General features: G+C 38.1%; 11 protein-coding genes. 2 read left to right on the top strand and 9 right to left on the bottom strand.

The features are described from left to right. Window positions 1–205: 205 nt before the first annotated feature. A complete protein-coding gene (locus ORH16_RS12330) occupies window positions 206–1243 on the top strand; it encodes a hypothetical protein (protein WP_265459137.1) in 1038 nt (345 codons plus the stop codon). A gap of 409 nt (window positions 1244–1652) precedes the next feature. On the opposite strand, the gene ORH16_RS12325 is transcribed toward ORH16_RS12330, so the two are convergent. The 5 genes from ORH16_RS12325 to ORH16_RS12305 form a co-directional block, all read right to left on the bottom strand. Then, a complete protein-coding gene (locus ORH16_RS12325) occupies window positions 1653–3344 on the bottom strand; it encodes a glycoside hydrolase family 3 protein (RefSeq protein WP_265459136.1) in 1692 nt (563 codons plus the stop codon). 16 nt (window positions 3345–3360) lie between these two features. Further along, a complete protein-coding gene (locus ORH16_RS12320) occupies window positions 3361–4809 on the bottom strand; it encodes a PTS transporter subunit EIIC (RefSeq protein WP_265459135.1) in 1449 nt (482 codons plus the stop codon). Window positions 4810–5041: 232 nt separating this feature from the next. Then, a complete protein-coding gene (locus ORH16_RS12315) occupies window positions 5042–5899 on the bottom strand; it encodes a helix-turn-helix domain-containing protein (protein ID WP_265459134.1) in 858 nt (285 codons plus the stop codon). A gap of 202 nt (window positions 5900–6101) precedes the next feature. Beyond that, window positions 6102–6302, bottom strand: coding sequence for a cold-shock protein (locus ORH16_RS12310; RefSeq protein ID WP_265459133.1), 201 nt, complete (start codon window positions 6300–6302; stop codon window positions 6102–6104). 246 nt (window positions 6303–6548) lie between these two features. Beyond that, the gene (locus ORH16_RS12305; RefSeq protein WP_265459132.1) at window positions 6549–7643 is read right to left on the bottom strand and encodes a hypothetical protein; all 1095 of its coding nucleotides are present in this window, start codon (window positions 7641–7643) and stop codon (window positions 6549–6551) included. A gap of 744 nt (window positions 7644–8387) precedes the next feature. On the opposite strand from ORH16_RS12305, the gene ORH16_RS12300 reads away from it, so the two are divergent. Continuing rightward, window positions 8388–8567 carry a hypothetical protein gene (locus tag ORH16_RS12300; RefSeq protein WP_265459131.1) on the top strand — a complete coding sequence of 60 codons (180 nt, stop codon included), beginning with the start codon at window positions 8388–8390 and terminating at the stop codon, window positions 8565–8567. 115 nt (window positions 8568–8682) lie between these two features. On the opposite strand, the gene ORH16_RS12295 is transcribed toward ORH16_RS12300, so the two are convergent. The 4 genes from ORH16_RS12295 to ORH16_RS12280 all read right to left on the bottom strand — a co-directional run bounded on the left by ORH16_RS12295 (window position 8683) and on the right by ORH16_RS12280 (window position 14203). Further along, window positions 8683–10881: a heavy metal translocating P-type ATPase gene (locus tag ORH16_RS12295; protein WP_416207861.1), complete on the bottom strand. Its 2199-nt coding sequence runs from the start codon at window positions 10879–10881 to the stop codon at window positions 8683–8685. Between the two features lie 352 nt (window positions 10882–11233). Continuing rightward, a complete protein-coding gene (dagF, locus tag ORH16_RS12290; protein WP_265459130.1) occupies window positions 11234–11974 on the bottom strand; it encodes a 2-dehydro-3-deoxy-phosphogluconate aldolase in 741 nt (246 codons plus the stop codon). A gap of 38 nt (window positions 11975–12012) precedes the next feature. Next, window positions 12013–13107, bottom strand: coding sequence for a DgaE family pyridoxal phosphate-dependent ammonia lyase (locus ORH16_RS12285; protein ID WP_265459129.1), 1095 nt, complete (start codon window positions 13105–13107; stop codon window positions 12013–12015). Beyond that, a complete protein-coding gene (locus ORH16_RS12280) occupies window positions 13082–14203 on the bottom strand; it encodes an amidohydrolase/deacetylase family metallohydrolase (RefSeq protein WP_265459128.1) in 1122 nt (373 codons plus the stop codon). The genes ORH16_RS12285 and ORH16_RS12280 overlap by 26 nt, the downstream gene beginning before the upstream one ends. Between the last annotated feature and the right edge of the window lie 77 nt (window positions 14204–14280).

Raw genomic sequence — 14280 nt, 5'->3', positions numbered from 1 at the left:
CAAAAATTATACTATAAAAATCAAAAATTGTAAGAGGGAGACGACTAGAGTTTTTTCTTAATTAAGTTACGCAACTCATCATTTTAAGACTTTTTATTTCAGTATATTGTGCAAACGTTTACTTCTAAATGATATAATTATTGCAGAACTATTTATCAAAAATAAAAAAGTTAAGCGGAAATTTTTTAATAAGGGAGGAACTGTCATGAAAAAGATTTTGGGAAAGAAAAGTTTTTGGTTAGGGATGATTGTCTTTTTAGCTTTACTAACTGGCTGTAATGCCGAAGAAGCTTTTTTGACGATAGAAAAAGCTTCCATCACAACGAGTGAAGCCGGCACTGCCACGATTAGTGGGGAAACTAATCCTGACAGCACTGTAAAAATTGATGAGAAAACAATTGAAACAGACGATGGAAGCTTCAACCATGAAATTAGTTTAACAAGTTTAACCGATAAAAATGTTGTCGTCACCATCGACTTTAACGGCGATGAACTAAAAAAAGAAGTCCTGGTTCGCCCTTCTTCGACCTTCATTGAAACTACTGAACGAGCCGATGCCGAAACGGTGCTTGCATTAGCGGAGAAAAATCCAAATCAAAAAAATTACGACCAAGCCTTTACTTTAATTGCTAGTCTTAGTAAAGAATACTCAGATATTAGTGAGCGACTTGCGATTATTGAAGAGCATTTGCCGATTATTACAGCGATTGAAGCTGCCGAGACTGATCCGACAAGAACAAATTTAACAATTGCTCAAGAAAAATTAGAGCAAGCAACACTTAATAAATCAGCTCTAACTAGTCGTGTTACCAGCATCGAAGAAAATGTGATTAAAAAAGAAGAAGTAGAGAAGCAGACTGCCGATGCCCTTGCTGCTGTCGAAAAGGCCGAACAATCTTTAAATGATGAGGATTATAATCAAGCAGTCACTTTGTTGGCTGCCTTACCAACTACTAATACAGACTTAACAAATCGAATTGAACAAGTCAATCAGTCGATTGCGAATAAAAAAGCAGAAGAGCAAAGAATTGCGGAAGAAGCGGCTGCAACGGCCGCCGCCGAAGCCGCAGCGGCCGCAGAGGAAAATGCAAATGCCCAAACGCCGACCGCTCAAATGGTAATGGTGACACCCACCGGCAAAAAATATCATACCCATAAATGCGGGAACGGCAATTATTCAGAAGCGACCTTGGATGAGGCTTTAGCCCGTGGTTTAACCCCATGTGCAAAGTGCTTCCCATAAATCAGCTATTGGTTTAGTAAATAGTTTATCAAGGCTCTGCATATCTAGGACTGATAGGAAAAATCCTATCAGTCTTTTTTTTCTTGCACAGATAAACATTTCGAGTTTCCATTTGAGATGCTAAGCAAGATCATAAAAGAAAACTCGAGATGCTTAAAATTATTCCATCATGTTTCACTAAAACCTAACTCTGACCACATAGTCAATAGAAAAAGATATTTCAGAAAAAAAACTTTCATTTGTCTAGTTTTAGCAATCAACTTTCTTACTTCTTTATGATATTCCAACTAAAAATAGATACTCCGCCATCTTCAGTTAAATGGCGGAGTAATTTCGTATATGCTTTTACATAAAATCATGAATCAAAAAACTATGCGATACTAGCCTAAGACTTAGAAATTCCAATCAGTTAAAATTTTGCATCCCAATAACCGGCAAAGACATCCACGGGACTCTTACCTTTAAATGGCGTTTTGCCAGTTATCTTCTCCACTAAAGTTTCAGGATTAAACTCATTGGCGGTATAGGCATTAATATAAGTTTTAATCATTGGCACATCCTGTAAATGATAGGGATTGGCCACAGAGATAAACATTGTCGGGATTTCCTCCACAAACCAAGGAACATCCACGCCCATCGGTGGCATCCAATTGATACGGACGGTTGTCTGATTACTAGCTGTTTTAATATTGGCAAAATAAAGAATCAAATCATATGCAGCCGTTAACTCGGCAACGGTCCCCTTCAAGAAGAGCTCCTTATGGTCCTTTTCATTAAAAACTTCAACTGAAAATCCAGCTTTTTCTAAATGTTGTCTAAAATTTTGACTAACTGGCGGTTTGCCACTCGCACTAACGAGATCCCCCAAAACGATTAATAAAATTTTAGGATATTTTTTTGGTGTAAGAGGTAACAATTTTTGTGTGTCTTTCACCAAGGTAATCGATTCATCAGCTAATTCATAGGCCCACTGCTTATGCTCGGCAGATTTAAGTTTTTTTAAAGCACTCTCGGTTGGCACTAACTCAGCTTTCGTGAACAGTTTTAATGACGCTTTCGTGGCCAAAATTCTTAACACAGCTTCGTCTAAGCGTTCTGTTGATATTACTTGATCTAAGACAGCTTGCCGGATAATCTGATAATCTTCGGCTAAATTTCGTGTAAATAAAAGCATATCACAGCCAGCATTAATTGCTTGTGGCAATAAATCAGCTCGCTTGCCACAAGCACTAAAGCCAGCCATATTGGTTGCATCTGTCACAATCAGCCCGTTAAAGCCTAATTGGTTTCTCAAAAGATCCGTCAGTAATTCTTTGGATAATGACGCTGGTAAAATTTCATTGTCCACTAAATTTGGATTAATTTTTTTAGAATAAGCTGGCTGCATAATATGCCCAGCCATTACCGTTTTCGCTCCTGCATTAATCAATTGCTGATAAACTTTACCAAAGGTTGCATCCCATTCTTCTGTTGATAAATGATTGACTGAGGTCAGTAAATGCTGATCACGATCATCTACGCCATCACCGGGAAAATGTTTTATTGAAACAGCGACGTCTTCTGCTTGGCAAGCTTCTGTGTAGGCCGTTGCTAAATCCGCCACTCGCTGACCATCTGAGCCGAACGTTCTGACATTTGTAATTGGATTAGCAAAATTGAAATTAATATCAATCACCGGTGCAAAAGACCAATTGCATCCGACAGCCGCACCTTCAACAGCCGCCACTTTGCCTAAGCGAAAGGCATGCTTTGGATTTTCAGACGCTGCAACTTGAATGGCTCGACCAAAAAAAGTGCCATCATTGCCAATTCCATCGCCCCCCGCTTCTAAATTAGCGGCCAACAATAAAGGAATTTTACTGAAGGACTGCAATAAGCGATGAATTTCTTGAATTTCACGACTGTCTCCTGGTCGATACATAATTGCCCCCGGGGCATAATTTTGAATCACTTCACGAATTTCAGATTCATTTTGATAATCACCGTGGAGGCAAAATAATTGGCCAATTTTTTCCTCTATCGTTAAATTGGCTACTAAATGTTTAACTTCTGCTACGGCAACTTTACTTAAGTTAAAAGGTTTTGCTGTTAAATTAATCATATTGACTCCTCGACTATTAATTTTCAATAATGGCTTTTTGTTCAACCTTATCGTCAGTAGCTTGCTTGTCTCGATATAAGAATAAAGTTGCTATAAACGAAATCGCCATTGCGACCACGATGGCAATAATACTCATCAAAATCTGAGAAAAGTTACCAGATTCAGGATTTAAATAGCAAGGGAATGAAAAAATCCCTTGACCACCCATTTGGTAAAATTTCACACCGAGGACCATTGCTAAAGCACCACCGATACCCGATGACACACAACTGATAACGAATGGTTTTTTAAGGGGTAAAGTAACTCCGTAAATCGCCGGTTCAGTAATTCCAAAAATCGCTGGGAAAATGGCGGCAGTCGCTGTATTTTTCAAGCGTTTATTTTTCGTTCGCAATACAATTGCGACTAAAATTGCCAACTGTGTAAATGAAGCGGTACAAGTGGCCGCAAAAATTGTATCATAACCCAATGTCGCTAGATTATTGATAACAATTGGAATCATGCCTTGATGAATACCCAACATAACAAAAATTTGCCAGAAACCACCTACAAAAGCTCCAAATAAAACTGGACTGAAACTATACAACACTTGAACAAAAGCACCGACAATATCAGAGGCCCAAGTCGCAATTGGTCCTACGACAATAAAGACCACTGGTACAGCAATCAATAAAGTGAATAATGGCACAAAAAAGTTTCTAATTGAAGCTGGGGCAATTTTTTTAACCTGCTTTTCAATTTTTGAAGCAAACCAAACAGCTAAAATTGCAGGAATCACGGTTGACGAATAATTAGACAACAACACTGGAATTTGCAAGAAGGTCAGATGTACGCCAGATTCAATAATTGTTCCACTAAATAGAGTGCTGATTGGATTTTCTGAAATAGAACTGATAATTGTCGGATAAATTAAAGAAGCTCCGACAGCCATTCCGACTAATTCATTCATCTTGAATTTTTTAGCCGCAGTATAGCCAAGAAAAACAGGGAAGAAATAGAATAACGAATCACCCACTGCGTTCAAGATGACATAAGTACCGTCAGTTGTTTGCAGGAGTCCAGAGACACTTAAAACTGCTAATAATCCTTTAATAATCCCACAGGCCGTTAAGAGACCCAATAATGGCATAAAAATTCCTGAAATGGTATCAATAATTCGACTAAAGCCTGATTTGTCCTGCTGCTCTTCTGCGTCTAAAGAATCCTGCTCCGCCAAACCTAAACGCGGCATAATTTCGTTATAAACTTCTTCCACCTTCATGCCGATTACTATTTGATACTGTCCGCCTTGTTGAATAACATCCACAATATCATCGGTCCCTTTTAAAATATCTGTGTTGGCTTTCGCTTCGTCTTTCAACACAAAACGTAAACGTGTAAAACAGTGGGTTAAGGATTGAACATTCTCCTTACCCCCAATATTTTGAATAATGATTTTGGCTAAATTTTTATAATTGGTCGCCATTTATTTTCCTCCTTTGTTGCTTGTCAGTAACAGCCCAATGCGTTACAACTGCGTAGCTCAAATTTTAAAAAAGTCTAGCCGGCTTTCATTAAACTTTTTTTTTAAATCGAAACAACAAGTTGAATGCGCTCTCATTATAGAGGAACAAAGAAGGAAAGTCTTTCCCTTTTTCGAGATTAAACTTTCCAATTTCTTACTTTATTCAATTTATTTTAGATTGTTATCGTGAAATTCATTCCTTTTTTTTACTTCCAAAATTCTTACGATAGTTACTTGGGGTTTCCTGATAACTTTCTTTAAAGGCTTTGATAAATGATTTTTGATCGGGAAAACCACTTTCCAGAGCGATATCCGCTAGATTTTTCTGACCACTCAACATCAGATTAATCGCAAAATTCAAGCGAACTTTTTTCAAGTAATCCTTGAAGGAAACTCCAATATACTGTTTAAAATTGCGGGAGAAAAAATCCGGATTTAAATGTACTAATTCGGCCACTTCCGATAAGGTCACAGGTTCAAAAAAATGCTCATTGATGTAGCGAATAACCGTTTTATAGCGGTTCGAATACTTTTCTTCCTCATCAGATTTTTTAAACTGTCGATCGAAAATACAGTCAGAAAAGATGGTAAACAGCAGCTCACCTGCTAAACTATGCAACTGAAAAGTGTTCCACTCTTGATTATTCTGAAAGGTCTTCAATAGCTGCCATAAATTCGTGCGAACTTTTTCCAGAACTAAACTATCCACTGCAAATGAGAAATAATAAGAAGTTAAATCGGCAATCTGCCGCTGTAAAAAATCATAAGCTACAATCACCGTGACACCGTGATAATCTCGGTCTTTTTCGATAATAAACTCATGACTTTCCTGACTATTAATAAATAATAAATCTCCGTCTGATAGTAGATAATGTTTTCCTTCTTTCCAGACTGTCATAGGATCGCCTTGAACCAAGACTAACTCAATACTGCGGTGCCAATGTAATGACAAGGATTCATGTGAGCGCCCTTCTTCTAAAAAAATTTCATGGGGAATCACATCAATTGGATAACTTTTTTTCATTTGATGATATTGATATTTACCCTTCATTTTAACCTCTCCTCCCATAGGTTTAGTCTAGCTGTTAGACTTGCATATTGCGGACTAAGTAAAGCTTATGTCCAAGCATAAATTAACTTTATTTTTTTGGTTATAGGTAATTTTTTTCAAAAGATAAAACTTGGATTATCGTCTTTATTTTACACTAAAAAACCGGCGAGAAAAATCTCGCCGGTTGAAAGGTTTACTTGAATTAAGCTTTAGTAACGTTAGCTGCTTGAGGTCCACGTTGTCCTTCTTCGATGTCGAAGTTAACAGTTTGGCCTTCTTCTAAAGTTTTGAAGCCGTCAGTTTGGATAGCTGAAAAGTGAACGAATACATCGCTACCGTTTTCTGCTGTAATAAATCCAAACCCTTTATCTGCGTTAAACCATTTTACTGTACCTGTTTCCATGAAAAAAATTCCTCCTAAAAGATGTTTTTGCAATTCCATGCTGAGTCAATATAGGAGATGTTTAAAAGGAAACAAACTACCATAATTACCTAACACAAACTACGACTTAAATTGTAACACAGCTACCCTGCAAAGGCTAGGCAAAATCTAAAGGCTTACAGAAATTATGTGGAAAGTCTCATTTAATTAACTTTCTTAAAAATTACAGTTCAGAAATAATAAAAAACAAACTTTTCCTTTAAAAAATTAATAACGGAGGATGGCTGCCAGACTCTTTTCATCTGGCGCATCTTGTTGGTCTAAAATGAATACTTCACCGCCGCCACTGATTGTGTTATACGCAATATCATTTAAAACTTGGCGCCGATCATATTCAGTATCAGGGTCTTCGCCAAAGCCATCAATTAAATTGCTAGTGGAAATAAAGAGATGGGAGATTTTTCCTTGAGTCGATGCTTGGTCAATGTCCACCAATTGATCGATAAATTTCCGATTTAATAGTTTATTGTATGCTGCCACTTCTTTTTCTTTTAAAGCTGCTGTAATCTTTTCTGTTTCCACAGCCAAGTCTTTCGTGTTTACCTGTACTGGCGAGCCAGTAATAGCCACAGAAGGGTCATAAAAACTCAGCTTGCTGATTTTTTTGAACATCGCTTGATTTTCTGGTAAGCCATAAACAAATAACGGCGTTTTATCGTCAACCAAAAAGCCCTTCAAGAAATCATCCACCGCTTGGTAATAATTTACCCAGTCAATTTCAACTTCTTCATCTTTTGTTGAAACGCCATGGAAGACACCTGATGCCGTGCTGTAATTAATACTGCCACCAGTCAATTCGTCGCCTAAAGCCGTGACCACATCAATTGGCGCACCTGCAGGTAGAGCTACTTCAGAGACAACTTTATTGTTAACATCATAGAGTTTCATGGTATCACGGGTTAAAGCCAATAATTTGTAATTATAATTAAACTGAGCATTTTTGATAATCGCCAATAAGTAAGCCCGATCGCCTACATAATATTGGTCGTCGACTCTGATTGATAAGCGATAGACAAAATCTTCCGTTTCAGTTAAAACGACAGCCACACTCGTGGTGGCACTCCGCCAAAAAGAGCTGTCAGCAAGAATTCTATCAATCTTATCTTGGAAGATACCCCAATCTTTTTCAGGATATTTCTTCAAGAATTTCTTTTTTGCATCTTTTGCAAAATTTTTAAACTTCAATTGATCCTTCTCAACATCTTGATGAGACACATGGGTGTTTAACATGATGGTCACAAAAGGACCCGCCACCGCACCAGAAGTCAATTGAGCCAGTAATTCTTTTCCAACTTTTGTCATAAACAAAAACCTCCTCATGATTATTCTCTTACAAACTCAATTTTAGCACAGTCTCGGGAATCCTTAAAACGTTTTGGTTGTTATTTTGGAGGAATATCTCAAATCCATAAAATCGTTTTCATTCTTTTCTAATAAAAAACTTAGTGAAACAAAACTATTCATTAATGTTTCCACAGCTGTTCTATTGTATAGTTATGTTAACCAATTATCCCGAATTGGTTTTTCATACTTACTCCTACAAGAGTAAATAACAACCTTCATTTCCACCACACTCCCATGTGGTGGTTTTTTTATTTTCTTTTTCCAAGATTTCCTTTTAGCGAGAAACTCGCTGCAATTGACGGAAGCTTTTAAATTGAAAAATTTGTCGATTACTTGAAAGCCAATTTACTTTATGCATGATAGTGAAAAAATTTGTAATCAGTCTCAAATTATCTAACTCAACTTATTAACAGTAATGCCAAATACTTTTTACAGATTTAGCTCTTTTGACAAACTTTTAATTTTAGCGGCTGGAGAATTTTATGGCAACTCTTTTTGGGATTTAAACATCCGCAATTATTTAAAAATTTGTTTTTTTACAGAAACCATACTGGAAAAGCCTTGTTAAATCAATTTTCTTTGGAGGCTTACTTTATTCTTTTTTAATCTATTCAAAAATAAATAAATTTCTAACTTTTTTGAAAATTGAGCAGATTGAGTCTTTTTCGCTAAGGCCTTAAACTAATCCTTGAGGTGAGACCTATGGAAGAAGTTCAAGAATTTCAAACAGATGAAGAAGCAGTCTTTTTGCTTCGTTTACAAAATTTAGTCGTGCATTTTTCCGATGAAGAGTATTGTTGCTATAAGTTTTTAACCTTTGAAGAAGCTGAAGAATATTTTTTTAAAACTGTTGCTAAACTCCGTTTGAAACACCCTGAATAATTTCATGGTCTTACAACGTGCTTAATCACTCTCTTTTCCTTATCTACAAAAAAAGCTGGAAACTACTCAAGCAGATTCTTTCTGCCCAAACGTTGTCTACAGCTTTTTTTGCTTTTTATAATTTTAACAATAGCGCATTGATAGCCACAACGACAGTACTCAAGGACATAATAATTGCCCCCACCGCCGGACTAAGTAAGAAACCAACTGGCGCCAAAATACCAGCCGCTAAAGGAATCGCCACAATATTATAGCCGGCGGCCCACCAAAGATTTTGCACCATTTTCCGATGGGTGTTCTTTGATAAATCCAAAAGCCGTAAAATATCGTCCGGATTGCTGGCGGTCAAAACTACATCAGCAGAATCAATCGCTACATCGGTTCCGGCACCGATGGCTACTCCGATGGTTGCTCTGGTTAAGCTTGGTGCATCATTAATCCCATCTCCCACCATCATCACTTTTTTTCCTTCTTTAACGTAGTCAGCGACAATTTTTTCTTTGTCATTTGGCAGCAGCTCACTATGGTAAACATCCATACCTAAATAAGTTGCCACAGCCGCTGCAGCTTTTTGATTATCGCCAGTTAACATCACTGGCGTAATATTTTTTGCTTTCAGCTGTTGAATGAAGTTTTTAGCAGTCGGTTTAATCGTGTCGCCTAGAGCAATCGCTGCAATCAAGTGATCATCAATTAACAAGAAGCTTATGGTGTTGCCTTGATTCAAATAACCTGTCAAAGCTGTTTCATCCACATTTAAAGCTCGTTTTGCCAATTCTTTTTGATTGACAATAGCGGCATTTTTATTATTAATGACTCCTTTTAGCCCGACACCTGCTATAACTTGCGCTGTGCCGCCGCTATAGATGTCAATGCTTTGACTTTTAATGTAGTCCATAATCCCTTCTGCTAGCGGATGGTTCGATTGCGCTTCTAAGCCTCCAACATACTTCAATACTTCTTCTTTTGAATAATCTTCAGCAAAAATTTCGACTCCTGTCACCGAAAAATTACCTTCAGTTAAGGTACCGGTTTTATCTAACAAAACCATATCAATTGAACTGGCTTGTTCTAAGGCATTCCGATTTTTAATTAGCAAACCATTTTTAGCGGCAATTGATGTGGAACGGGCAATAACTAAAGGAATTGCTAAGCCAAGAGCATGGGGACAAGCGATAATAAAGGTTGTCACCATTCGTTCTAATGCTATACTAAAATCACTGACAATCCACCAAATAATCAAGGCTAAAATACCGGCAGCCAGTGCAACATAAAACAACCATTTGGCAACTTTATCTGAAATACTTTCCAAGCGGGATTTTTCACTTTGGGCTTTTTTTACCATTTCCATTACCTGCGACAGATAACTGTCTTGGCCGATTCCTGCAACTTTCATTTGGAAAACGCCATTGCCGTTGACAGAACCGCCGATTACCTTAGAGCCAACTTTCTTTTCGACGGCTAATGATTCACCAGTTAAAGCTGATTCATTAATGCTAGTGGAGCCAGAGGTAATTTCTCCATCAGCTGGCACCTTGTCGCCGGCGCTAACTAATAAAATATCGCCATTGTGGACAGCCGTTAGTGGAACTTCTTCCGTTTGACCGTTACTCAATAGTCGTTTTACCGAACTCGGTAACAACTCAGCTAATTTTTGTAAAGCATTGCCGGCATTGCTGACGGCACTCATTTCAATCCAGTGGCCTAACAGCATAATCACAATTAAGGTTGCCAACTCCCAGAAAAAGTCCATATACATTTGCCCTGTTACTAATTCAACAACAAAAGCATACATGCTATAAAAATAAGCAACGGAAATCCCCATGGCAATCAAGGTCATCATGCCGGGACTTTTCATTTGCAATTCCATTTTGGCGCCACTTAAAAACGGTTGGCCGCCATAGAAAAATAAAATAGTGGCTAAAATCATCACTACCCAATTGGAACCGGGAAAAGTAAATTGAAACGGTAGTGTTACCCCCATCATTGGAGACAAAATAAGAATAGGAATAGCAATAATCAGCGAGAGCCAAAACTTTTGTTTAAAATTTCCCATGTGCATTGAATGATCCATGCCCCCCATATCATCCATCGCCATTTCCCCGTGATGCATATGGCTCATTTTATGACCAGCGTGATTCATTGCGTTCATATCGTGATGATGAGCGTTGTGATCCATTTCTAAATTTTCCTTTGCTGCAGAGACGCTAGCATTTTTTTCTGTTGCGTCATGATGCATGTGATGATGCATGGACATGCTATTATCTTCGTGATTATCTTTAGACAGCTCACTGGAATGATCATCATGATTCATTCCCTGCATGTTTTGCATGTCTTTTTGCATTTCGACATCAAGATTATTTTTAAAATTATTTTTTTGCAGCTGAGCATTGTCAACAGGTTGCTCAGTGCTGGACATTTTTTTCGTTTCATCCGCTTTATTCATTATTTTTCCTCTTTTCGTTTACAAATGTAATCTTTACATTTTTCAGTGTACCGAAGCAGATTTTTTCTGTCAAATAAAAGCGACTGAGAAACTGCTAAATTTTTTACAACACAAAAACACCTTCATGACTTTTAGGCTTTTAGCCTGTCATAAAGGTGCTTAGCTATTATTTTTTGCAACAAAATTTGCAAGAGTTTTAAAACTCAATTACGTAAAAATTTTATTGCAATGTTTTTTTCATCATTCCTAATAAAGCTTTGACATCTTCTGGTTTGGTATCGCCCGTTTCTTTGTCAATAATCGAACTATAAACATGAGGGATAATTTTTTTGACGCCAGCATCTACAGCAATTTGAACAATCTCAGTAAAGTTTTCCAAATCAATTCCGCCAGTTGGCTCTAAATAAAAGTCATAGGCTGCACAAGCTTCAGCGACTGCAATATATTCTTCTTTGTGGGCCAAGCCCTTCATCGGAAAGTATTTTACTGAGCTACCTCCCATATCCTTCAATAATTTGATTGCTGTTTCAATAGGAACAATCCCCTCTGGCGCTGCCAAACTTAAGGGACCTGTTGCAATATTAACAAAGCCAACTTTACCTGTTGGCGAAACCAAGCCATTGACGATGGTTTCCTCTTGGTTTAAGAGTGCTCTGGAAGTGCCGACACCAGTAAAAACTTGATTGACGTGTTGAGGCTGCAAAACAGCAGAAATTCTTGAAACCATTTGACTTTGATTAGGATCACCGGCGCCTAAGCCGACAGACAAAGCGTTATTTGTAGCAGCTTGATATTTTTTCATATCTTCAATAGCCAATTCATCACTGGCATAATTTTTTGACAGCACACCTAAAACCACATGGCCTTCTGCTGCTTCGTAACAAGCCTGCGCATTTTCAACTGAGTTGGCTAAAACATTTAAGCACAAACGATTTTCTAAATAATTGGGTTGTAATGACATTTTTTCTTTCCTTTCAAGTTTAAACTTTTAAAGCTTCACTAAGCCATAATTTCCTGCAGCCGCTGAATAATTTTCTTCATTTCAAGGGCATTAACAGAACGAATATCAAATTCGATAATGCCGTTATTGGCCTGATACTCACGGGTATAAATCGCCGGACTTTGACTTTTTAATTCGCTAATTACTTCTTTAGCATTCTTTGGTCCAGTTATTTTTACACTCGCCCGATAAATTTCTCGACCAGCACTGTCCTGCACACTTTTTGCGTTGATATTTTGAATCTGATTCAATTCGTCAACGAAAGGCGTTAAACGAGCCTGCATCGAAGCACCATCTTCCGAGCCGATTGTCAAATAATCTTCAACGGCCTGAGTAAAGCCCAAAATATTATCTTTACCAATTTTCATCGCCCGGCCAATTCCTTTCCCTTGCAGGCGGACCCATTCAATCAATTGCTTTTCACCGATAACTAAACCAGCGCTCGGCCCTTCAATTGCTTTGGCACCTGAGTAAATAACCAAATCAGCCCCTGCTTCACTGTATTTAAACAAATCTTCCTCAGCAGCAGCGTCAACAATTAATGGCAGTTGATGGCGCTTGGCAACCTCTGCAGCTTCAGCAACTGTCAGCATACTTTTTTGAACCGTATGATGGCTTTTAATATATAAAATTGCCGCAGTATTCTCTGAAATCATCATTTCCAGATGCTCTGGCGTACACATATTAGCATAACCGGCTTCAACAACTTGGCCGCCACCTTGGGCAACCATCACTTCAACTGGTGTACCGTAGTCAACATTGTGACCTTTAGGTAAAATGATTTCTCTTTTCGTAATTTTTTCTGTATAAGGATGATAAATATGGTATAGGCTACCTTGACCAATCACAGCAGCAACACTTTGGGCAATGCCCGCAGAAGCCGACGAAACAATTTGAGCATCTGCCACTTTTAGCAAGTTGGCTAAGTAGGCACCGGTTTTTTCGCTAAGGTCGGCCATTTCAAAAAAATGTTCACCGCCAAATTTCTGAGCTGCTAACACATTTTCAGAAACTTTTGAGACGCCAAGGATTGTCATCCGCCCGGAGGCATTGATTACTTCCTTTAAATCAAACTTTTGATAACTCGTTGTCATACACCTGACCTCCTATTACTGTCTTGACCGGCACGATTTGCTCACTGGCAATTTCTTGATTGCCATTCGAATCAATTAATTCTTTCTCAGCCTCGACAAATTTAAAAATCGTAAAATCAGCATCCAAACCTTCTTTGATGGCGCCCTTACTGTTTAAATTAAAATTTTTAGCTGGAGCAACGGTAACCTTTTCTAAAATCTCTGGCCAGCTGTAGCCGACTACTCGCAATTTTTCCATTGTCGTCGCCAGATTAAAGACGGGTCCTTTTTTACGATTGCGAATATAGATATCTGTACTAATCGACGTCGCCTTCAGCCCTTCTTGAAAGGCTTCTTTAGCTACCGTAAAATTAAAGCTATCTGTCCCGTGACCAATATCAAAAATAATTCCCCGCTTAAAGGTCTCCCAAGCAAAAGCTTTAATTTTTCCGGTTTGCCAGTCATAAATTCCATTTGCTTTTCCATTAAAGCAATGTGTCACTACATCTCCTTGGTCCAATAAAGAAAAAATCTCGTCTAATTCCGGCGGCGCTGAACCAATATGGACCATCAATGGCAAAGGAGCGTGGTCTTTTTGAATTTTTTTGGCCATCTGTAAAGGGGTCAACCCATTATCACCAATGACGGTTTTACTCATACGAGCCTTAATCCCAACAATAAATTCTGGATAATTTTCCAGCGCTTCGTTAATCAAATCGGCCTGAACTTTACTTAAATCAGCCAATTCATCTTGCTCGACAATGCCCCACTTTGAAATATTTAATAAAGCAAAAACATTTGTTTTGGTGCACTTGGCAAGCTCCGCAAAATCACCGATATTTTCTGCTCCGGTTGTACCAGCATCAATTACCGTCGTCACGCCTTGAGTCACACCGATTTCATCGGGGTAATCATAGTAGAGCTGCATTTTTTCATAGCAGTGAACATGGTCATCTATCCAGCCAGCAGAAATATATTCATTTTCTGACAGATGCAGTTCTTGAAGCGCCGGCTCTGTAATTTCTTTGGCAACAGTTGCAATTTTTCCTGCTTGAACACCAATTTCAACTGTTTCTTCATGAATATTCCGCGCATTTTTTATAATTAAATCTAGCAAGGGTCACTTACTCCTTTCAGCTTTCCCAGAAATCAAAATTCTATAACATTATAATCTTTCAACGCTATTAGCTTAGC

This window comes from Enterococcus sp. HY326 (genome assembly GCF_026157065.1).
Lineage (GTDB): Bacteria > Bacillota > Bacilli > Lactobacillales > Enterococcaceae > HY326.
The sequence above is the reverse complement of the archived record's forward strand: the minus strand, read 5'-3'. Positions and strand labels throughout refer to the sequence as shown.